Raw genomic sequence first — 21,417 nt, 5'->3', positions numbered from 1 at the left:
AATACGACGAGAGGTGCTTTACAGCATTGTCCTATGAGCTTAGGATTAAACATAATAAGCTAGGAAAAGGAGAGAAGGATATGCTCATACTTTATGATGAGCTGTACGGCAAATTTGAAATGGACGGCGTTCTTTTAGAACTCATTCAAAGTGATCCTGTACAGCGTTTAAAAGGAATTTACCAAGGCGGAGCGAGTCGGTTTGTAAATGAAAACTGGAATACTACTCGATATGATCATTCCGTTGGTGCGATGATGCTTGTAAATAGACTCGGAGGCTCTTTGGAAGAGCAAATAGCGGCTTTATTACATGACGTTTCACATACGGCATTTTCTCATGTGATTGACTATGTTTTGGAACAAAAAGAAGAAAATTATCATGAAATGATTTACGAACAAATTGTGACCGGGTCGTCTATTCCTCCTATTTTAAAGAGCTCCGGTTTAAACTGGCGAGATATCTTGCTTGATGAAAGCCAGTGGACGCTGCTCGAACAGAACGCTCCGCACTTATGCGCTGACCGCGTGGATTATACGCTGCGGGATTTGTACGTATGCGGGGAGATTACTTTACAAGAAGTGCATGCGTTTTTGGATCAACTTGTCGTATTCAATGGGCAAATGGCGTGCAGTAATTTAGCAGCGGCAGAGTGGTTTGTGGATGCTTACTACAAAGAAGTGATTGGCTTTTTTATGAATCCGCTTAATATGTTTGGGAATTATCAGCTGACGGAAATTATCAAGTTCGCTTTGCAAAAAGATATTTTATCTATAGAAGATTTTTTAAAGCAGGATGACGATGTGGTTGGGTTGCTGGAAAACGCTGGAGATAGCAGCGTTGAAGGGATGTTATCCGCTCTTTTTAACAGCAAAGTAGAAACAGGCACTGCGTCTTGTCATGACGTTCACCAAACGACAAAAATGCGCTGGGTTGATCCTCTTGTTATTGGCTCAGATGGGGCGAATCCTGTATCTCAGTTATCACTTACCGCTAAAAGAGTAATAGAAGAAGCAAAACAAAAGATAGAACAAGGAGTATATCTCAACATTCAGGCTCCGTTATAAAGGGAATCAGTACATAAAGAAAGGGATGCATAATAACGTGCATCCCTTTCTCTCATAAAAAATTTTATAGACCTCTAAGGAAGTCTTCTTTTAACGAACTTCATCACGCTTCGCATTTAACTCTTTAATCGTTTCACCTTCAACTAACACAGGCTGATAGTAGGTTTCGTTTGGCAAGTCTTTTTTGCCCTGCAGCTTTTTAATAATCCAATCCGCCGCGTCGTGTCCCATTTGTTCCTGCGGATGGGTTAACGTTGTTAAATTAATCGTTGCATTTTTAGCGATGTATGAATTGTCTTGACCAATAATTGACAACTTGTCCGGAATGGAAATGCCGAGCTGTCTGCATACATTTACGACTTCTAATCCCACTTCATCGTTATAGCAGACAAGAGCGGTCATTTCGTCTTGATTTTCAGTAAGAAACGTCTTCAAATTAGCGTACAAATCAAGCTTTGTTTCCGTGTTAAAAGACAAAATATGCTCAGGCTGAAAGCGGAGTTTTGCATCACCGAGCGCTTTTATGTAGCCTTTCATTCGGTACTTCCCCTGCAGGTCATCCATTTTTGCGATAAGCCCAATTTGCGTATGTCCTTTTGAAATTAATTCGTTTGTGGCAAGGTAGCTTGACTGAACGTCGTCTAGACAAAAAAACGGAACGTCCAATTCTTCGTAGTAGGCGTTAATCATTGTAAACGGAACGTCTTGTTCTTTGAATGATAAATAATACGAGATGTTTGGATTGTACAAATTGCTTTTTGTAGGCTCAACAATTAGACCGTCTACTCCGTAGGAAAGCATCATTTCCAACGCTTTTTTTTCTTGTTCCACATCGTTATTCGTGCTCGCCAGCAGCAGCGAATAATTATCTTTATTTAATCTGCTTTCAATTCCGCGAATAATAGAAGGGAAAATATAGTCGGAAATATACGTGGTAATTACACCGATTGTTTTGTTGGCAGAAGCCCCGCTAGATTTGGATTGATACTGATTGCTTACATAGGTGCCAGATCCTTTTTCGCTTCTTAAAAATCCTTCATTCGACAGCTCTAAAATGGCTTTTCGAACCGTATGTCTGCTGACACCATACGTTTCTTGCATGACCGATTCAGTCGGGATTTGTTCGCCCATGCTGTAATCGCCTGAAAGAATTTTGCTTTTTATATCCTCAATAATCACCTGATATTTTGGCTTCATGTTTTCACTTCTTTCGTAGTTGTATACATTCAACTTTTTTTATGCGTAAAATTTGTATGGACATATTTTATCATGAACGTGAATAAATGAAAAGATTTCCTTGGTTTTTAATCGAAAGGGAAATGATTTAAGGGCTGGATACCGACTTTTTAAAAGTTTAAGAAGGGAAGAGTAGGGTGTTTTGAATATTTGTGTGCATATATAATTTTTATATTGACAAATGTACGTACAAATAAATATACTTAGGTTGTTAACAAATTCAAACAGCGTTACATAAAACGGAAAGCGCTTCCTTACTGCTATAGGTATATTTATAGCTATCAGAAAGGAGAATAAACGTGAAAACAACTCAAGAAAGCATCAAACAAGCAATTGCTAAAGGGAAAACGTCCCTTGGAATTGAACTTGGATCTACTCGTATTAAAGCGGTGCTGATTAATGAAAACTTTGAAACGATCGCATCGGGCAGTTATGAATGGGAAAATCTCTTAGAAGACGGTTTTTGGACGTACAACTTACTCGATATTATTACAGGTCTGCAAAGTGCTTACCGTGAAATGAAGCAAGAAGTGGAACGAAGCTACGGAATCACCATTCGAACAGTTGGCTCCATCGGCGTTTCAGCTATGATGCACGGATATATGGCGTTTGATAAAACGGGTGAGCTGCTTGTTCCGTTTCGAACGTGGCGTAATGCAACAACAAGCGCAGCAGCAAAAGAATTAACTGAACATTTCCAATTTAATATCCCTGAACGATGGAGCATTGCGCATCTCTATCAGGCAATCATCAATCAAGAAAAACATCTGCCGCGCATTGATTACATGACAACGCTAGCCGGCTATATTCACTGGCTGCTGACGGGCAGTAAGGCGCTTGGCATTGGAGACGCTTCGGGGATGTTTCCAATTGATGAACGCACGCAAAATTACAGTGAAGATATGATGAAGCAGTTTGATGAGCTTATTTCTTACAAAGGATATCTGTGGCAACTATCAGATATTCTGCCTACAGTTTATACTTCAGGTGAGCAAGCAGGTACGTTAACAGCCATTGGGGCTAGTATTTTAGATCAGTCTAAAAATTTGCAGCCGGGCATTCCATTTTGTCCTCCAGAAGGAGATGCGGGAACGGGAATGGTGGCGACAAACAGCGTAAGAAAACGCACGGGAAATGTTTCAGTAGGAACGTCCGTTTTTGCAATGATTGTACTAGATAAAAAGCTTTCAAACGTTTATCCGGAAATTGATTTGGTTACCACGCCAAACGGCAGTCCAGTTGGAATGGTTCATGCGAATAACTGCTCAAGCGACTTAAACGCCTGGCTCGGATTGTTTCGCGAATTTTCGGAGGCGATGGGGCAAAAAGTAGAGTCGGATAAATTATTCGAAGTGATGTTAAATAAAGCGTTAGAAGCTGATCCTGATGGAGGGGGCTTGCTTAGCTACGGCTATTTCTCAGGTGAAAATATTACCGGAGTAGAAAGTGGCCGTCCGCTATTTGTCCGTTCAGCAAAAAGCAATTTTAATCTAGCAAACTTTATGCGTACACATCTTTTTACAGCTTTTGGCGCTTTAAAAATAGGAATGGATCTTTTAGTCAAAGAAGAAAACGTAAAGATTCACAGTATTTTAGCGCACGGAGGATTATTTAAAACGCCGGTAGTTGGTCAAAAAATGATGGCAGCGGCAATTAATACCCCGGTTTCCGTCATGGCCACAGCAGGAGAAGGAGGCGCGTGGGGAATGGCTATTCTTTCTTCTTATATGCTCAATAAAAGTGAGAATGAAAGTTTAGAAGATTTCTTGGATAATAGAGTCTTTAAAGAAGTGACCGCACAAGAAATTTATCCTGACGAACTGGACGTAAAAGGGTTTGAAGCATTTATTAAAAGATATAAAAAAGGGCTAGTGATTGAAAAAGCAGCTGCAGAGCACCACAGCGAAGAACGGGAGGAGTTAGTGTGCTAGATAAATTAAAAGAAGAAGTATTTCAAGCAAACGTCGATTTGCCAAAACACGGACTGGTCAAGTATACGTGGGGAAATGTAAGTGCCATTGATCGAGACAGCGGTTTGTTTGTAATTAAACCAAGCGGCGTGACGTATGAAAAAATGACGGCTAAAGACATGGTAGTCGTTGATCTAGATGGTCACGTGGTAGAAGGTGAGCTTAATCCGTCATCTGATACGCTGACACATGCCGTACTCTATAAACATTACCCGCAAATTGGCGGTATTGCCCATACGCATTCAACGTGGGCGACCATTTGGGCTCAAGCAGGACTTGATGTCCAGGCAATGGGAACGACACATGCCGATACCTTTTATGGTTCCGTACCATGCGCGCGCTTTTTGACAGAAAAAGAAGTGAATGACGGATATGAAGTGGAAACGGGCAAGGTGATTATCGAAACGTTTGAAGAGCGCGGCTTAGATGTATTAGCGGTTCCTGGCATTTTACTTCAAGGGCACGGGCCGTTTACGTGGGGAAAAGATGCCAAAACGGCGGTAATGAACAGCGTCGTATTAGACGAAGTATCCAAAATGAACTTCTTTACACAAAAATTAAACGGGCTGGCTGAAGAGCTGCCGCAGCGTATATTAGACAAACATTATTTACGAAAACACGGAAAAAACGCGTATTACGGGCAAGGACAATAAAAGACTTACATACAGAAAAGGGGATTATCATGTTAAAAACAGCTCAAAAAGAATTTTGGTTTATTGTTGGTTCACAGCATCTTTACGGAAAAGAAGCGCTAGCAGAAGTAAAAGCACACGCGCAAACAATGACTGATGCTTTAAATGAAAGCGGTGTCTTGCCTTATCCGATTGTTCTGCAAGATTTAGCTGTGAATGCTGACACGATTACAAAGGTGATGAAAGAAGTGAATTACCGAGATGAAGTTGCCGGCGTAATCACGTGGATGCATACGTTCTCGCCTGCAAAAATGTGGATTCGCGGTACCAAGCTACTGCAAAAACCGCTGCTTCATTTAGCAACACAATTTAACGAAAGCATTCCTTGGGAAACCATTGATATGGACTTTATGAACTTGAATCAGTCCGCTCACGGTGATCGTGAATACGGCTTTATCAACGCGCGTTTGAACAAGCAAAATAAGATCGTAGTAGGCTACTGGGAGCGCCCCGAAGTACAGCAGCAAATTGCACAGTGGATGGACGTAGCCGTTGCTTATAACGAAAGCTTCAACATTAAAGTTGCGCGTTTCGGTGACAATATGCGCAACGTCGGCGTAACGGAAGGAGATAAAATTGAAGCGCAAATTCAATTTGGCTGGACGGTTGACTACTTTGGAATCGGCGACCTTGTTCAATATGTAAATGCCGTTACGGAAGAAGAAATCAATGATTTATTTAATGAATATGCCGACGCGTATGAGTTTGTTTACGGCGATTATTCTGCAGAAGATTGGGAATCTAGCGTAAAAGTACAGGCAAGCTATGAAATTGCGATTAAACGTTTTCTAGACGAAGGCGGCTACAGCGCCTTTACCACTAACTTTGAAGATCTATACGGTATGAAACAGCTTCCTGGTCTAGCCGTACAGCGCTTGATGGCACAGGGCTACGGATTTGCCGGCGAAGGAGACTGGAAAACAGCGGCGCTTGACCGTTTGCTTAAAGTAATGAGTCATAATCAGTCAACTGGCTTTATGGAAGACTACACGTATGAATTAGCACCCGGACGTGAGTCTGTGCTTCAATCACACATGCTTGAAGTAGACCCGACGCTAGCGGTAAACAAGCCAAAACTAATCGTTTCTTCGCTAGGTATCGGTAACCGCGAAGACCCGGCTCGCTTAGTGTTTGACGGTAAACAAGGAGAAGGCGTAGTGGTTTCCATGGCTGACTTAGGTACGCATTACAAGCTGTTAATTAACGAAGTATCGGCATTTGAGCCGGAAGTTCCAGCTCCAAATCTTCCGGTAGCGCGCGTGCTTTGGAACATTAAGCCGAACTTCCAAGACGGCGTTAAAGCGTGGATTGAAAACGGAGGAGGCCATCATACGGTTCTTTCACTAAATTTAACGACGGATCAAATCGTGAGCTATGCAAAGCTTGTGGATCTAGAGTACGTCATTATTAAGTAAGCATTCACATTTCCGAGGGAGCGCTGCTTCCTTGGAAGTGAAAATATAGCCTCAGTAAAAGAACGCTGTTTTTAAGAATAAATGAAAGCGTTTTAAATAAGTGTGGTAGGAAGCAAAATTAAGACAATACAAAGGGGATCTATAATCATGAGTAAAGTATCAAGTAAGTTTATCTTCTTTTTCGGCTCATTTGCCGGTATTTTATTCGGTTATGATATTGGGATTATTGCTGGTGCAGAAGGTCATATCCGTGAAGCGTTTCATTTGAGTCCGCTGTGGCTGGGAATTGTGGTTTCATCGCTAATGGGCGGAGCAATTATCGGTTCCATTTTAAGCGGATTGTTAGGGGATAAGTTTGGACGAAGAAAGTTAATTTTAATTTCGTCGATCATCTTTCTTTTAGGCTCCATCGGTTCAGCGATTGCACCAGAGGAAATTACGTTAACGATTGCGCGCGTCTTTTTAGGTACAGCAGTAGGAACGGCTTCTTCGTTAGTTCCTGCCTATATGTCAGAAATCGCACCTGCTCATATTCGCGGGAAGCTTTCAGGTTTAAATCAGCTAATGATTGTAATTGGATTATTATTAAGCTATATCGTAGCCTTTATTTTTGAGCCGGTTCCAAACAGCTGGCGATTAATGCTCGGCAGCGCCGGTATTTTTGCAATTGTATTATGCATCGGTATGATCAAGCTTCCAGAGTCGCCTCGCTACTTAATTAAAAATGGAATGCCAGATAAAGCGCGTGAAGTGCTGCGTACGCTTCGCCGGTCAACAGCTGAAGTGGAAGCTGAAGTGTCTGAAATTGAAAGCGTAGCTGTTCATGAACAATCAGGAATTAAACAGCTGTTTCATAAAAAGTTTCGTCTAGCTTTAATTATCGGTGTCGGAATGGCAACTTTTCAGCAGGTTCAAGGCTCAAACTCAATTGTTTATTATGCAACAAGCATTGCTCGTCAAGTTGGTTTAGCGCCGCAGGTAGCTGCTGGTTTTACGGTTATTGTTGGGGTAATCTTCGTCGTGACAACACTTATTTTTCTGCAGTTTGTCGATAGATTCAACCGCCGTACCATTCTTACGATTGGCGGCGCGGGTATGGCTCTTTCATTTTTCACACCGGCTATTCTAGGAGCGTTAGGCGTTAATGAAGTCGTTGTTAACTGGGTTACGTTAATTGCTCTTTGCTGCTTTATCCTTTGCTATGCGTTTTCTTGGGCGCCGCTTACGTGGATCATTGTAGGAGAAATTTTCCCGCTTTCTGTACGCGGAATCGGTGCTGGGATTTCATCTGCTTTTAACTGGACGGGATCGCTGGCAGTAGGGCTTGTGTTCCCAATTTTAGCTGATCAGTTTAGTTTGGGCGTTATCTTTTCAACGTTCGGGATCATTTGTATTCTCGGATTATTCTTCATACGTTTTGTAGTTGTTGAAACAAAAGGACGCAGCCTAGAGCAAATTGAAACGGACATGGCAGCTCGGTCTGCAAGGAAGTCTTTAAGTCCGGTTGAGCGTAATAAGTACGTTTGATTATGGTGAACGCTCAACTTGTAAGAACCCTTTGCTATCTCAGCAAGGGGTTCTTTTTTAGATTAGTAGGATTCTAGCTTTTATGTTGTCCTATCAGTGCTTAACAAAATAAAAGGATAGATAGGCTATGGAAACTAATTTAAATGTGCGTTCTGCTTACAAGAAGGTAGTGACCTTCATCAACAATTTCTCATATAAATAAGTAAGCTTGTTTACTTTTAACTAAATTTATTTATTAATAGGGGGATTAACTAGTTGATGAATTTGACGCTTCATGAACGTTCTGAAAAGTTATTAAAGCAAAGAATTAAACAATTAAACCCGAGAGATCCATTTAACTTTGTTTTTATGGGCGACAGCAGAGGTGACGGACCAAACGATAATTGTTACACGATGAGCGGTGAATTTGAGCTTGTGTTAAAAAAGGCGGTAGAATTGAACCCGCTGTTTATTATTCATGGGGGAGACACCGTCTATACAGGGAAAAAAGAGTATTTGGAGCATTTTGTTAAAGTTGTTGAAAAAATCGCACCAAACATTCCTATGTTTGTATGCGTAGGGAATCATGATGAATTAAACCTTGAGGAAAGCAACCTAGAAAACTTCAGAGCTACTATCGGAAAAGTACACTGGGTCATCGATATTCCTGTCTTCAACTTCCGATGCATCGCACTAAATAATATTATCAGTCCCAAGAATAAAATATATGGATTTACAGATAGAGAGCTGAATTATTTAGAGCAGCAGCTGGAGGATGCTCCTCGTAATACCGTTTTAGCTATGCATGCCCAGCCAAATATTGGCCGGTGGACAAACCTTGAAGGGTTTCCTGTAACGACTACTCAAAGTCAAGAATTTTTTGATTTAATTCAAGAACACCGCGTGAAAAAAGTGTTAGTCAGCCACGTGCATGCGTATGACGAGCAGTTTATTAGAAAAAACAGAAACGGGTCGTTTACGCTTGGAAGAGGCACTGATTTTGTATTGTCAGGAGGCGCCGGTGCCCCCCTTGATTTTGAGCCGCCTTTAATTTTAAACAATTATAATTTTACGGAGTTTTTTGTAAGCAGGTACGACATTTTAGGACCTCTTCTTTGGAAGGATTTTGGACGACCTCGAAGAAATTGTTTGTAAAAACAAGAAAGTAGAAAGCTAGGTTCAAAAAAAGAGGCTGGAACAAAAGGGTTTTAGACGAAGTGAAACGAATCATCGATCAAGATGTGTGATTAGTGGTTCGTTTTTTGGTTAGGGTAAACGTAGGTTTCATGTGTATAGGTCTTTCTAGCAGGTGATTGGAGGACAAGACGAAGACTCCCGCAAAAATCGAAATCTCGTACGGAAATCAACTGCGTTGTCACAAGGGATTCAGCTCATGTATCCCATTTGCCTTTAGATTGAATTCATTTCGTTATGTCTCAACCTCTTTTGGAAAAATGTGCATAACTCTTAACGAAACCTTGTAGCAGAAGGCTAAGTCAAACGTTATAATAGATAATGAATGATGATATATTCTCTATATTTGTCATATATTTGTATTACATATGTAATTAAAGAAAAACATTCACTTGATATACTGTTTAATGACTTAACTTTATCTTAACATTTACAGTGAAATGCCTGCTTATAGAGGCTTAGAACATACACAGCAAATGGAGGAGCAATCATGGCAAACGAAAAGATGCAAGAAGGACTTGATCGTTTTATCAAGGAAGATTTAAATGACCTTTTAGGTAGACTGTTCCCCTTAATGGACCGGGAGTGTGCCGAAGAAAAAAGAAAGCTTATCGAAACAGCGGTAGAGTATATCTATTCGTCAGGATATCACCAGGGAGCAAAAGATTTAATTGAAACACATCGAAAAGATGATTACAAATTGTTAAGGCAAAAATTAGCGTCAGCACCTCCTGAAAACTGATTTTTTAAAAATTTTTTTGACAACATAAATCTAAGGTGTTAAAATGACTCTACATTCAAAATATTATAAACAATTAAAACTCTTATTGAGAGAGGCGGAGGGACTGGCCCTGTGAAGCCCGGCAACCATTTAACATTCTTGTTGAAAAGGTGCTACATCCTGCAAAGCGTACAGCTTTGAAAGATAAGAGAGGATTTCATAGATACTATGCCTCTCTATTCGTGATAGAGAGGCTTTTTATTTTATGTGAATATGTTTTGAATGAACAATTTTATAAAAATGCATCAGGTGCTGTGTAACGAATGTACGCAGCTTAAAAGGGAAGACCGGTGAAAAGCCGGCGCGGTCCCGCCACTGTAATGGGGAGCAACTTATTAACCACTGTTTCATGTTGAAATGGGAAGGGATAAGAAGCGATGAACCTAAGTCAGGAGACCTGCCTGTTGTATGCACTTAAGCTCTACGGGATATAGAGAGGAGTGAGGAATACGTGTTGAGAAAAACAGGCTATCTCAACTTTAGTTAAGTATGCGTATCATCTCTCTTTTCATTTCGAAAAGAGAGATTTTTTAGTTTACCGATAAAAAATATACAGGGAGTGGAAAAAATGAGCAGTGTAAAAAGTTCAAACTTAGGTTATCCAAGAATTGGTGAAAAACGAGAATGGAAAAAAGCGCTTGAGCAGTTTTGGGCAGGAAAACTAGAGAAAGATATCTTTCTGCAGGAAATTGAATCTCTTCGTCTAGGGCATCTGAAAAAACAGCGTGATGCAGAAATTGAATTGATTCCAGTCGGCGATTTCAGTTTATACGATCACGTGCTAGATACAGCGACTATGTTTGGTCTAGTGCCAAAGCGCTTTGATTATGACGGAGGACCGGTATCGCTTGAAACGTATTTTGACATCGCCCGAGGAACAAAAGGTGCGGTAGCCTCTACGATGACAAAATGGTTTAACACAAATTATCACTACATCGTACCAGAGCTTGAGGAATGTACGCCGTCTCTTGTAGAAAATCGCCCGCTTCAGTTTTACAAAGAAGCAAAACAGAAGCTGAATATTGAAGGCAAGCCCGTGATTTTAGGTCCAGTAACATTTGTGAAACTGTCAAAAGGATATAAAAAAAATGAGTTTAAAGAAATAGTTGAACAATTTGTTCCTCTGTATGCGACTATTTTAGCTGAGCTTCAGGCAGAAGGAGTAGAGTGGGTACAGATAGATGAGCCGATTTTATCTACAACGCTATCAAAAGAAGACCTGGCACTTTACACAGAAGTCTATCAAACTTTGAAGGAAGCGGCACCGAATGTAAAAATCATTTTGCAAACGTATTTTGACAGCGTTGATCACTACAAAGAAGTTGTGTCTCTTCCTGTTGAAGGAATCGGTTTAGACTTTGTGCATGACCGAGGCGAAAATCTCACGGCTCTTAATAAATATGGTTTTCCGAGTGATAAAGTGCTGGCAGCAGGAGTGATTGACGGACGAAACATTTGGCGTGAAAATTTGGACGAGCAGCTTTTAACGATCAGTGAAATTGAAGAAGCCGTATCAAAAGATCGTTTGATCCTGCAGCCTTCATCAAGTCTACTACATGTTCCTGTCACGGTGAAAAATGAAGAGACGATTGATCCAGTATTGAAAAATGCGCTCTCTTTTGCAGATGAAAAGCTGAAGGAAATTACGCTGTTAACAAAAGCGGCGCAGCAAGGAAAAGAAGCAATAGAAGAAGGAATAAGCGTAAGCAAGCAGGCAATTCAAGCATTAAATGGATCATCTTTTCGAAATCATCAAGACGTGCAAAAAGAGCTGAAGCAGCTGCACAGCTATAAAGCAGAGCGACAAGCGCCGTTTGACGTGCGTCAGCGCGTTCAGCAAGAAGCGTTTCAACTGCCGCTTCTTCCAACGACAACGATTGGAAGCTTTCCGCAAACAAAAGAAGTGCGAAAAGAGCGTCTAAAATGGCGTAAAGGCGAGTTAAGCGATGAAGCATATGAAGCGTACATTAACGAGGAAATAAAAAAATGGATTGAAATTCAAGAAGACATCGGCTTAGATGTCCTTGTGCACGGAGAGTTTGAGCGTACGGATATGGTCGAATACTTCGGTGAGAAATTAGGAGGCTTTCAGTTTACGAAGTTTGGCTGGGTGCAATCTTACGGTTCTCGCTGCGTGAAGCCGCCGCTTATTTACGGAGATGTATCGTATGAGCAGGCGATGACGATCAAAGAAACGGTCTACGCACAGTCTCTAACCAATAAGCCGGTTAAAGGAATGCTGACGGGTCCGATTACGATTTTAAACTGGTCGTTTGTGCGTGATGATATCCCGCGCTACGACGTGGCAAATCAAATTGCGCTTGCTCTTAGAAAAGAAGTAGAAGCACTTGAAAGTCAGGGCATTTCAATGATTCAAGTAGATGAACCGGCGCTGCGTGAAGGATTGCCGTTAAAACGAGAAAACTGGAACAGTTACTTAAATGCTGCGGTGTATGCATTTAAACTAGCGACGGTATCGGTGCAAAACGAGACGCAAATTCACACGCATATGTGCTATTCGGAATTCGAAGAAATTATTGATGCGATTAAAGCGCTGGATGCCGACGTGATTTCTATTGAAACATCTAAAAGCCACGGCGAATTAATTTATGCGTTTGAAAAACATACGTATAATCAAGGAATTGGACTTGGCGTATATGATATCCACAGCCCGCGTGTACCGAAGCTTGAAGAGCTTCAGCGAAACATTGACCGTGCTCTAAAGGTGCTTGATCCTGCATTATTTTGGATTAATCCCGACTGCGGCCTTAAAACAAGAGGAATCAGCGAGACGGTTGAAGCTTTAAAAGTGATGGTTGAGTCTGCAAAACAAACCAGAAAAAATTTATTACAAAACGTTTAATAATAAGAAATTAAAGGACAAGCAGTGTAACCGCTACACTGCTTGGTCTTATGGGATTTTAAAAGGCCAAAAATATCCATTGACACTTCCCGTACATTTTTGTATCTTTTTAAAGGTGTTTTTAAAATCAGGGAGGTACAACATGAGTAACAACAGCACGCAGCACGTTAAAATTGTAACAGCGGATCCATCAGCGCTAGGTCTATTCGGACTTGCCATGGTAACACTTGTTGCATCGTTTCAAAAGCTTGGGGTAACCGATGGTGTTTCATTGGTATTGCCATGGGCGATTTTTTTAGGCGGAATAGGACAGTTAATCGCGTCTATGCAAGATTTCAAACATAATAATACCTTCGGCGCAACTGCTTTTGGTGCCTTCGGATTATTTTGGCTAGGTGTAGCTATGACATGGCTTATTCAGCTTGGAGCATTTGGGGAAGCGCTCGCAAAAGAAGCGGATCCGAAGCAGCTCGCATTTGCTTTTGTCGGCTACTTGATTTTCAGCGTTTTTATGACAGTTGGAGCAATGGGCACTCATAAAGTATTATTTATTATTTTTGTGTTAATTGATTTCTTATTCATTGGATTATCGCTAAGTACATTTGGTGTGGCATATGAATACACGCACTTACTAGCAGCAGTGTCAGAGCTATTGATTGCTCTGTTTTCATTCTATGGATCTGCAGCGGCTGTATTAAATACTCACTACGGTCGAGTTGTGCTTCCGGTGGGCAAGCCGTTTGGAGCATTTATCAAATAATCAAGATGTTAATTAAAAAGCGAACTAGGGTTGAATTCTGTATGATGCAGAGGTCAATCCTTTTTTGTTTGGGCATTTTTATATATAGTAGAAAGAGATAGTTATATGTAATAGAAGCTTTTAGAGAAAAAAGAGAAATACATAATGAGAGGAAACGTTTCAATGATTATAAGACAAGTGGATGAAAAAGATTTAAACCAATTAATTACGTTAGAAAACAAAGGCTTTACACCTGAAGAAGCTGCCTCAGAACATGCATTTATCACGCGGATCAACACCATTCCTGATACGTTTATCATCGCCCAAGAAAATGAAGAAATAATCGGATATGTGAACGGTCCCGTCATTTCAGCTCCGTTTATTACGGATGATTTGTTTGAAAAAACGATTTCGAACCCTGAGACAGGCGGTTATCAAAGCATTTTAGGAATTGTCGTAAATCCCAAGCATCATCACAAAGGAATTGCCAGTATGTTGCTAAGAGAGTTTGAAAAACAAGCGCGGAACAAACAGCGTTTAACGGTTACTTTAACATGTAAAGAAGAATTGATTCCGTTTTACGAAAAAAACGGATATATCAATCAAGGCGTTGCCGAATCTCAGCATGCAGGCGTGCAGTGGTTTAATATGAGTAAGAAGCTTTAACAAACAACGAAATAAAAAAGCACAAGCTTCCTTTAAGGAGTTTGTGCTTTTTTATATTAATTTCTGTGTAGTTATTATAAATATGTAAAAGTAAAGGTGGTATTGACATGAATAAGTACGGCTTTTTTATTGAGAGGGTGAACAGGTGTTTAATCTATTTCGTTGCTTCTAGCGGTTGATTGAAGGGCAAGGCGAAGACTCCTGCGGGAAAAGCGGCACAGGTGAGACCCCGCAGGAGCGAAAGCGACGAGGAGGCTCAGCGGCCGCCCGCGGAAAGCGAAGCCTTGCACGGAAATCAACGGCGGTGTAACAAGGGATTTATACTCAATCATTTTTCTCATTTTTTCGTCTTTAGACTGGATCAATCTCGTTATGTTTCAATCTCTTTTTTAGGTAGGTAAGAGACATTGACTTGTCAAACATATTTGACAGTAACAAGAAAAATAATATAAGATATGGATGTAAAAAGTTTTTTACATTTTAGAGATGAGTGATGAATGGTGGAAAATCGAATTAAAGAACTGCGTAAAAGCAAACGGATGTCTCAAGACGAACTGGCAAAAGTATGCGGCGTATCGAGACAAACGATTAATGCAATTGAAAACAATAAGTATGATCCAAGCTTAACGCTAGCTTTTCAACTTGCTACAGAGCTTGGAGCAACAGTAGATGAGCTGTTTTTATTTCATAAATCATGATGAGTTAGTTAAAAAGAGAAGGTAATGTGAAGTAGTGATCTTACTAGTAGAAGTTTTAACATTGCTGTAAGCTAAAAGCACCTAAGTAAACAGTAGATCAATATTACTTCTATCACTTTATAAAAAAGAGATTTACAGAGCAACGGTGGTGAAAGGAATGAAAAATCGAGCTGCCGGAGTAGCTCTTACAAGTACGGGCATGTTACTGTTGATGGTAACGTTAGTACTTCCTGTTCCGGGATTAACGTATAGTTTACTTGTAGGAAGCAGCATTGTACTAAAAGGCTGCGGAACAGGAGGAATAAAAAGGTGTATCACGTGAATGCAGCGTGATGTAGAAAAGGAGGTTCCTTTTGAAAAAAAGAACGATTATTATAGCTGCACTTTTATTTATTGTCGTATTTTATTTTACATATACCGGGAAAGCCTATCAGTTAAAAGACGTCATAAAAGTAGATGAAGCAAACGTTACGCGTATTGAAATAGATACGGACGAAGGAAAGCGTGTAGTAGACGATAAAAAGAATACGAAAGAGATCGTACACTCTTTGTCACAGATAGAAGTAAAAAAAAGCAAGGAGCTCGACCCAAAGTTTGACCGAGCTTACTGGGTAAAAATCGTTGAAAACGGAAAAGATGCGTACGGTTTAACGATTTACGATGATGATTACATAAAAGCGTTTAGCTTTAAAGATAAAAAACAGGCGACATATACGATTGTTAAAGATCAAAAAATAGATGTTAAAAAGCTGTTTTCAACTAAATAAACGTGTAAACCTACTAAAAAAGACAGCCTGCGCTGTCTTTTTTTATAAAAATAATAGATTGAAAATTTAGATTATTTTAAGCGGAATTAATCCTTGCCTATATAATTAATAAATGATTGAATTAGGTCAATATCAGGGTTAACTAATAGTGCTGGAAGAAGGCCAAATGTTAATAATACAAGGACGTTTGCTCCAATAAAGATGCGAAGTGCTTTTTTGATTTTCATGATATTTCCTCCCTTTTTTATATTTTCGTATAAAAAGAGAAAAAAATCAATAGAAATGTGACGAAATTGTGAACTTTTTGTCTGATAGTCCCTGATAGATGATAAAAATTCCCTCTCTATACTAGATAAAGAGGGGATATAGCACGTCATAAAATATGTAGAAACATTAAAAGTACATGCGCAGATTCCCAATAAATCGGTAAAGAAAATAGCATGAAAAACCGATTAAGATACATCCTGCGGCAATAGAAACCCATTTAATATAAAACTGATTCAGTACTTTTCTAGTTCCAGAGACAATCGTCATTAAGCCTAGGTCATGAATTAAAATCCCTGTTAATATTCCGGCAGCAATCAGCAGGAAATGAAAAGAATGAGAGGATTGAAGCGAATTGGTCAGCACCGTTCCAAACACGCTGAGCCAAAAAATGAGATTGCTAGGAGAAATCGCAACAAAGATCCCGTTCACATAAGAAGAGGCAAACGACTTTTTTACGTGTTCTCCAGGAGCTGTTATATCATGGTCGGCATGTTTAATGCTGTCATAGCCAATATAAAGTAAGAAAAGCGCTCCTATAAGCCACATGATAAGCTGTATAAAAGGAGCCGATAAAACAGAAGCCAGTCCAGAGTAAAGAAGCACAATTAATAATAAATCAACCGTCATCCCTCCAAGTCCGACAACCCATCCGTGAAGAAACCCGTTTTTTAAACCTTGTTTTGTCATTTCAATTGTCACCGTACCAACGGGAAGGGCAATCGAAAGACCGAGCAGCACATTTGTTAAAAATAACGTCACCAAAAACAAAACCTCTTTCAATCTTGTATCTGCTATCGTTTTCCGTTTAAGTGGTCTTTCATTATATAAAAATATGTAATAAAATTCAATATTATGTATAAAAAAACATATGATGAATATAAGAGGAGGAAAAAGTAAATGAAATTAATTTGTGAATCGTTGGAAAAAGAGGACTACACGCAAGAACTTCCAGAAGTGAACTTTACACATCCTTTGATTCAGCAAAAGGTTCGCGAACTCAAAAACGGCTTGCCTCATTCTTCCCTAGCGTACATAAAAAAAGCATATGAGTTTGTGAGAGATGAAGTATCTCATTCCTGGGATATTCAAAGCAAAATCATCACGAAAACCGCTTCAGAGGCTTTAAAAGAAAAGGAAGGAATTTGTTACAGCAAGTGTAATCTATTAGCCGCTTTGCTGCGTGCAGAAGGGATTCCAGCAGGCTTTTGTTATCAAAGGCTGATACTTGGAGATACGATAGACACAGGCTACTGTATTCATGCCTTAAATGCAGTTTACATTAAATGTGAAGAGAGATGGATTCGATTAGATGCGAGAGGAAATAAAGAAGGAGTGCAGGCCGACTTTTCGCTAAAAAAAGAAAAACTGGCTTTTCCAGCGAATTCTATACGGGGTGAAATTGACTACCCAGTTATTTATACAAAACCTCATAAAAAAACAATGGACGTGTTGTCGCAGTACGAAGACTGCTTAGATATGTATTTACACTACTTGCCTACCGAGCTATAAAAAGAGGTTGTGACAAAAGTATGTTAGTTGAAGCAAAATTAGAACGATGAATTGAGATTCTTGGTAGAGAATCCAACTCGTTGGAATTTTTTATTGGAAGGTTTCATGTATATGGCTGCTTCTATCTGATGATTGGAGGGCAAGACGAAGACTCCTGCGGGGAAAGCGGAACAGGTGAGACCCCGCAGAAGCGGAAGCTACGAGGAGGCTCACCTGCCGCCCGCGGAAAGCGAAGTCTTGCACGGAATCAAAAGCGGTGTAACAAGCGGTTCAGCTCATCTCTCCAATTTGTTCGTATTTAGGCAAAATGGACTTAGATGCCTCAACCTCTTCATCATTTTAAACGCTTTCCTGCACGGTGGCTGACGGTCTTTTAAACGCAGCAACAAACCACACAATATTCGTGATCAGCAAGCCTAAACAAGAAATCATTATTCCTATAATTGAAGATAAGCTTCCTGAAAAATCTTCTAATCCGAATAAAAACAGAGCCGGCATCAGTAATAGAGTACTAGCAGCGATTAAAAGGCCAATGCTGCAAAAAGCGGCCATCACAAATTTTAAGAAATGCATTCCCAACATATAAAAAGCTAAGGGCAATAGGTATAAAAATAGAACCATGCCAAGAGATAACCACAGCCCAGTTGAGCCGAACGTATTAACGTTGGGACCTGAATCTGCTAGAGGAGAAAGCGAACCAAGAACCAAAATGAAGCAGAAAAATAGGGCGGAAAGCAAAGTGGTGACTATCACACTATTTTTTGCTGTAGAATTACGCACTGTTTTTAACCTCCTTTCCAAAAAACAAGTATATGGATTAATTTTACAATAAAAAAGTTTATAAATCACCAATTTTTTACAAAAATAGTTTAGTAGGTTTGATAATAATGAAGAGAAGCCGGGTTAAGATAATACACGTGTACATATTTTTTGTGTGGACCTGGATAGTGGGTTTCATGCCAGTATTGTTTGAATAGGATGCGAATGAGGGGCTTCGCCGTAATGTCCGTAGTAGAGGCCGCTGCCTGAATAAGGAGAATACATAAAATCACCTGCCTGTTTAAATGAATGTTTTACACGGTATGTTTTTGTATTGAATAACGTTCTTGTAGAATGTAAAAAGGGCACAAATAGGTCGTTTGCTGTATAAATGCCTCATTTCAGTAAAAAAGACCTCTAAAAGCAAGAGGTCATAACCTAGGCATCTGTATGGTCTTCACTTGGATGTCTTTGAAAATCCAAAAAACGAGTTCCTTGAAACGTCAGCATTCCTTCATCGCCTTCTGCTAGCATGCCGTATTCGCGGCCTGAAACAGTAAATTCAGAGCGGTCGGTGCTTTCAAACTGAAAGGTTACGTAGTAAGTTGTAGACGTGTGAGAGTGATGATGTTCGTGAGCGTGACCCCCATGGCGATGAACGTTTGTACGTTTGCCCGTAATTTTTGCTTTTACGGAAAGACGGGGAGACTGCTCATTTTTACTCCATGTGCCGATCCCTTTAAAAATAGAAAATAGAAAAATACCAATAACAATAACAAAAAATAGCATCACAAATGCAGGCATTCCGTTAAATAACGCGTCGTCTGGAAAAAAAGCGCCTCCGCTTACGTCATCGGGCACATCACCTTCAAAAACAATGTCATCTCCGGACGGATCATCTTCAAATATCATTTCATCTTCAAACATTCGTATTCCCCCTTACTATAAATACGCTTACTGAATGGAAAAAGTTTCATCTTTATAGTAGGCTTATGATAGGATAGCTAGTTACTATTCATACATATGAGTGAACAAGGAAAAGGAGAGATACACATGGGGAAATACAAAGTTGTTATGTCTGGAAAAACGTGGCCAAACGCTTATGAGAAGCTAGCGGAGTACTGCGATATTCAAATGTGGGAAGGAGAAGGAAAGATTCCACAAGAAACGCTGCGCGACTGGCTTCGTGATGCCGACGGCTTTTTTAATATCGGCCACATCACAGTGGACGAAGAGCTGTTAGAAGCAGCGCCGAATCTGCGCGTTATTTCTCAATCGGGCGTCGGGTATGACAGTGTAGATGTCGAAGCATGCACCAAAAAAGGGGTGCCGTTTAGCAATACGCCAGGCGTGCTAGTAGAAGCAACGGCAGACTTAACGTTTGGTCTCTTGCTGTCAGCAGCTCGCCGCATTCATGAAGGCTATGAAAAAGTGAAACAAGGAAACTGGGAAACGGTATTTGGCGTTGATTTATTTGGAAAAACGCTTGGTATTGTTGGAATGGGCGATATCGGAAGCGCCGTTGCCAGACGAGCAAAGGCATCGGGTATGAACATCGTTTACCACAACCGAAGCCGCAAGCATGAAGCCGAAAAAGAACTTGATGCCGTATACCTTTCATTTGAAGAGCTGCTTCAAACAGCTGACTGTATCGTATGCTTAGTGCCGCTTTCAAATGAAAGCAAAGGCATGTTCGGAGAAGCTGAATTTAAAGCCATGAAAAACAGCGCGTATTTTGTGAACGCAGCGCGCGGAGGATTAGTGGATACTGAAGCACTGTACGAAGCGCTGAAAAATGAAGAAATTGCGTATGCCGCACTGGACGTAACAGACCCAGAGCCGCTTCCCGCAGATCATAAACTGCTGCAGCTTTCAAACGTACTGGTGACGCCGCATATCGGAAGTGCTACGTACGAAACGCGCAATCGCATGGCAGATTTAGCCGTCCAGAACCTGCTTTTAGGTCTTGAAAAAAAGCCTTTAGTGACGTGTGTGAATGAAGACGTGAATTACAAGTAAGGAGAGATTTTTTGTTAAAAGCATTACAGCTTATTCTTTCAATTATTACTGTTGGACTGGCTCTTTATATTATGCTCACTCACAGCTACCAGTTCCTTTCATTTTTAAATATACTGCTCGGTTTTACCATGCTAGTTTTAGGAGCAATCGAGTGGCAAAAAAGAAAGAAAACCAGCGCATGGCTATTGTTTCTAGTTGCGCTGTTTAGCTGGTTTGTTGGTATTTATGGCATGATGATTTAAAAACGCTTGGCAAATGCCAAGCGTTTTTTTTTAATGTGCTTCCAGCTGTGCTTCTAACACTTTTTCAATAACGGAAGCTACTCCGTTTTCATCGTTTGTTAATGTAACGTCATCAGCTAGTGCTTTAATTTCCGCGTGCGCATTTGCCATAGCGATTCCTTTTCCAGCCGTTTGCAGCATGGATACGTCGTTAAAGCTGTCTCCAATAGCAATAGTATCAGGAAGAGAACCCCCAAGCTCTTTTACCACGTATGTTAATGCGTTTCCTTTTGACGCGTCTTTGTGTTCAAGTTCGAAGTTATGATCAGCCGAAGAGACAAGCGTCATATCATGCTGCTTGCTAAAGTGATCCCAGCCTTTTTTTCGTTTTTCATCATCAAATGAAAAAGCTAGTACGTTATAAAGCTCAGCGTTTGTATTTAAAATATCTTCATACGATGCAACAAAGGCAAACCCCGTTTGGCTGTATTGCTTAGCCGCTGCGTGATGAAGTCTTTCTTCATCCACGTTTTTATTGGCGCTTTTTACTCGGTCAATTTCAATAGCCAGCAGCTCACGGCCTGAGTTTGGCGTATAAATCGCATGTTCAGCAAACACTTCATAGTAAAATTCGTTTGCATCCAGCCACTGAAGCGCTTCTTTTACGTGATGTGCATCAATCGGAACAGAATGTCTGAGCTGTCCGTTTGGGTCATGAATAGTCGCTCCGTTTGCGGCAATCACCCAAAGGTTTGAAAGCTCAGCTTTGTTTAAAATTTCCTGCACGTCGAAATAAGCGCGCCCCGTAGCAACCACGACTTCAACTCCGTGCTTTTGCGCTTTTTTAATTGCTTCTGCATTAATTGTGCTAATTTCACTGCTGCTATTTAAAAGAGTTCCATCTAAATCTGTAAAAATCATCTTCATAAACTTATCTCTCCCTTTGACTATTATTACTTGTTTTTACGTGTTTTATCTTGTTTATCCTACAATAAACGAAAAAACACTGATAATCAAGCGTTTTTACATTGTTTTTAGAAAAGAAACAAGT

General features: G+C 40.3%; 24 protein-coding genes and 2 riboswitches. Of the genes, 18 read left to right on the top strand and 6 right to left on the bottom strand.

Annotated features, from left to right (window positions below):
* Positions 1–80: 80 nt before the first annotated feature.
* The gene (locus ACFX4E_RS14595; protein ID WP_377259094.1) at positions 81–1,064 is read left to right on the top strand and encodes an HD domain-containing protein; all 984 of its coding nucleotides are present in this window, start codon (positions 81–83) and stop codon (positions 1,062–1,064) included.
* Positions 1,065–1,154: 90 nt separating this feature from the next.
* On the opposite strand, the gene ACFX4E_RS14590 is transcribed toward ACFX4E_RS14595, so the two are convergent.
* Positions 1,155–2,261, bottom strand: coding sequence for a GntR family transcriptional regulator (locus tag ACFX4E_RS14590; RefSeq protein ID WP_028409529.1), 1,107 nt, complete (start codon positions 2,259–2,261; stop codon positions 1,155–1,157).
* Positions 2,262–2,599: 338 nt separating this feature from the next.
* On the opposite strand from ACFX4E_RS14590, the gene ACFX4E_RS14585 reads away from it, so the two are divergent.
* From ACFX4E_RS14585 to ACFX4E_RS14525, 13 genes are all read left to right on the top strand, one after another.
* Positions 2,600–4,231, top strand: coding sequence for a xylulokinase (locus ACFX4E_RS14585; protein ID WP_377238573.1), 1,632 nt, complete (start codon positions 2,600–2,602; stop codon positions 4,229–4,231).
* A complete protein-coding gene (locus tag ACFX4E_RS14580; protein ID WP_377238572.1) occupies positions 4,225–4,923 on the top strand; it encodes an L-ribulose-5-phosphate 4-epimerase in 699 nt (232 codons plus the stop codon). The genes ACFX4E_RS14585 and ACFX4E_RS14580 overlap by 7 nt, the downstream gene beginning before the upstream one ends.
* 29 nt (positions 4,924–4,952) lie before the next feature.
* Positions 4,953–6,377 carry an L-arabinose isomerase gene (gene araA / locus ACFX4E_RS14575; RefSeq protein WP_377259091.1) on the top strand — a complete coding sequence of 475 codons (1,425 nt, stop codon included), beginning with the start codon at positions 4,953–4,955 and terminating at the stop codon, positions 6,375–6,377.
* 147 nt (positions 6,378–6,524) lie between these two features.
* Positions 6,525–7,904, top strand: coding sequence for a sugar porter family MFS transporter (locus ACFX4E_RS14570; protein WP_377238570.1), 1,380 nt, complete (start codon positions 6,525–6,527; stop codon positions 7,902–7,904).
* Between the two features lie 258 nt (positions 7,905–8,162).
* Positions 8,163–9,038, top strand: coding sequence for a metallophosphoesterase family protein (locus ACFX4E_RS14565; protein ID WP_337134309.1), 876 nt, complete (start codon positions 8,163–8,165; stop codon positions 9,036–9,038).
* 529 nt (positions 9,039–9,567) lie between these two features.
* The gene (locus ACFX4E_RS14560; protein WP_028409523.1) at positions 9,568–9,819 is read left to right on the top strand and encodes a hypothetical protein; all 252 of its coding nucleotides are present in this window, start codon (positions 9,568–9,570) and stop codon (positions 9,817–9,819) included.
* A gap of 79 nt (positions 9,820–9,898) precedes the next feature.
* Positions 9,899–10,009, top strand: a riboswitch (SAM riboswitch).
* A gap of 79 nt (positions 10,010–10,088) precedes the next feature.
* Positions 10,089–10,277: riboswitch (cobalamin riboswitch) on the top strand.
* Between the two features lie 149 nt (positions 10,278–10,426).
* Positions 10,427–12,721: a 5-methyltetrahydropteroyltriglutamate--homocysteine S-methyltransferase gene (gene metE, locus ACFX4E_RS14555; protein ID WP_377579757.1), complete on the top strand. Its 2,295-nt coding sequence runs from the start codon at positions 10,427–10,429 to the stop codon at positions 12,719–12,721.
* Positions 12,722–12,863: 142 nt separating this feature from the next.
* Positions 12,864–13,481, top strand: a complete 618-nt coding sequence (locus tag ACFX4E_RS14550; protein WP_013058231.1) for an acetate uptake transporter — start codon at positions 12,864–12,866, stop codon at positions 13,479–13,481.
* A gap of 144 nt (positions 13,482–13,625) precedes the next feature.
* A complete protein-coding gene (locus ACFX4E_RS14545) occupies positions 13,626–14,126 on the top strand; it encodes a GNAT family N-acetyltransferase (protein ID WP_377238568.1) in 501 nt (166 codons plus the stop codon).
* A 175-nt stretch (positions 14,127–14,301) separates the two neighbouring features.
* Positions 14,302–14,436 (top strand): hypothetical protein, encoded by a 135-nt coding sequence (locus ACFX4E_RS14540; protein WP_255256547.1) that lies wholly within the window; start codon positions 14,302–14,304, stop codon positions 14,434–14,436.
* Positions 14,437–14,623: 187 nt separating this feature from the next.
* Complete coding sequence (locus tag ACFX4E_RS14535) at positions 14,624–14,824, top strand: helix-turn-helix transcriptional regulator (protein ID WP_098247882.1); 201 nt, start codon at positions 14,624–14,626, stop codon at positions 14,822–14,824.
* Positions 14,825–14,981: 157 nt separating this feature from the next.
* Positions 14,982–15,146: a hypothetical protein gene (locus ACFX4E_RS14530; protein ID WP_013058228.1), complete on the top strand. Its 165-nt coding sequence runs from the start codon at positions 14,982–14,984 to the stop codon at positions 15,144–15,146.
* 31 nt (positions 15,147–15,177) lie between these two features.
* Positions 15,178–15,591: a DUF5301 domain-containing protein gene (locus tag ACFX4E_RS14525; RefSeq protein WP_377238567.1), complete on the top strand. Its 414-nt coding sequence runs from the start codon at positions 15,178–15,180 to the stop codon at positions 15,589–15,591.
* 86 nt (positions 15,592–15,677) lie between these two features.
* Here the strand turns inward: ACFX4E_RS14525 and ACFX4E_RS14520 are convergent, their stop codons facing one another.
* Positions 15,678–15,818, bottom strand: coding sequence for a hypothetical protein (locus ACFX4E_RS14520; RefSeq protein WP_162871496.1), 141 nt, complete (start codon positions 15,816–15,818; stop codon positions 15,678–15,680).
* A 166-nt stretch (positions 15,819–15,984) separates the two neighbouring features.
* Positions 15,985–16,617: a LysE family translocator gene (locus ACFX4E_RS14515; RefSeq protein ID WP_377238618.1), complete on the bottom strand. Its 633-nt coding sequence runs from the start codon at positions 16,615–16,617 to the stop codon at positions 15,985–15,987.
* 138 nt (positions 16,618–16,755) lie between these two features.
* On the opposite strand from ACFX4E_RS14515, the gene ACFX4E_RS14510 reads away from it, so the two are divergent.
* Both ACFX4E_RS14510 and ACFX4E_RS14505 read left to right on the top strand, forming a co-directional pair.
* The gene (locus tag ACFX4E_RS14510) at positions 16,756–17,367 is read left to right on the top strand and encodes a transglutaminase-like domain-containing protein (RefSeq protein WP_377238566.1); all 612 of its coding nucleotides are present in this window, start codon (positions 16,756–16,758) and stop codon (positions 17,365–17,367) included.
* A 128-nt stretch (positions 17,368–17,495) separates the two neighbouring features.
* Complete coding sequence (locus ACFX4E_RS14505) at positions 17,496–17,669, top strand: hypothetical protein (protein WP_169305193.1); 174 nt, start codon at positions 17,496–17,498, stop codon at positions 17,667–17,669.
* Between the two features lie 37 nt (positions 17,670–17,706).
* Here ACFX4E_RS14505 and ACFX4E_RS14500 read toward each other — a convergent pair whose 3' ends face one another.
* Together ACFX4E_RS14500 and ACFX4E_RS14495 are read right to left on the bottom strand one after the other, a co-directional pair.
* Positions 17,707–18,147, bottom strand: coding sequence for a DUF5391 family protein (locus ACFX4E_RS14500; protein ID WP_098791775.1), 441 nt, complete (start codon positions 18,145–18,147; stop codon positions 17,707–17,709).
* 417 nt (positions 18,148–18,564) lie between these two features.
* On the bottom strand, positions 18,565–19,053 hold the full coding sequence (locus ACFX4E_RS14495) for a DUF2500 domain-containing protein (protein WP_377238565.1): 489 nt from the start codon (positions 19,051–19,053) through the stop codon (positions 18,565–18,567).
* Between the two features lie 126 nt (positions 19,054–19,179).
* On the opposite strand from ACFX4E_RS14495, the gene ACFX4E_RS14490 reads away from it, so the two are divergent.
* Complete coding sequence (locus tag ACFX4E_RS14490) at positions 19,180–20,145, top strand: 2-hydroxyacid dehydrogenase (protein ID WP_098247890.1); 966 nt, start codon at positions 19,180–19,182, stop codon at positions 20,143–20,145.
* 11 nt (positions 20,146–20,156) lie between these two features.
* Positions 20,157–20,387 carry a YczI family protein gene (locus tag ACFX4E_RS14485; protein WP_028409514.1) on the top strand — a complete coding sequence of 77 codons (231 nt, stop codon included), beginning with the start codon at positions 20,157–20,159 and terminating at the stop codon, positions 20,385–20,387.
* Between the two features lie 30 nt (positions 20,388–20,417).
* Here ACFX4E_RS14485 and ACFX4E_RS14480 read toward each other — a convergent pair whose 3' ends face one another.
* A complete protein-coding gene (locus ACFX4E_RS14480) occupies positions 20,418–21,293 on the bottom strand; it encodes a Cof-type HAD-IIB family hydrolase (protein WP_098432447.1) in 876 nt (291 codons plus the stop codon).
* Between the last annotated feature and the right edge of the window lie 124 nt (positions 21,294–21,417).

Origin of the sequence: Priestia sp. YIM B13491, from assembly GCF_042787605.1 — a bacterium.
Classification (GTDB): Bacteria; Bacillota; Bacilli; order Bacillales; family Bacillaceae_H; genus Priestia; species Priestia megaterium_E.
The sequence above is the reverse complement of the archived record's forward strand: the minus strand, read 5'-3'. Positions and strand labels throughout refer to the sequence as shown.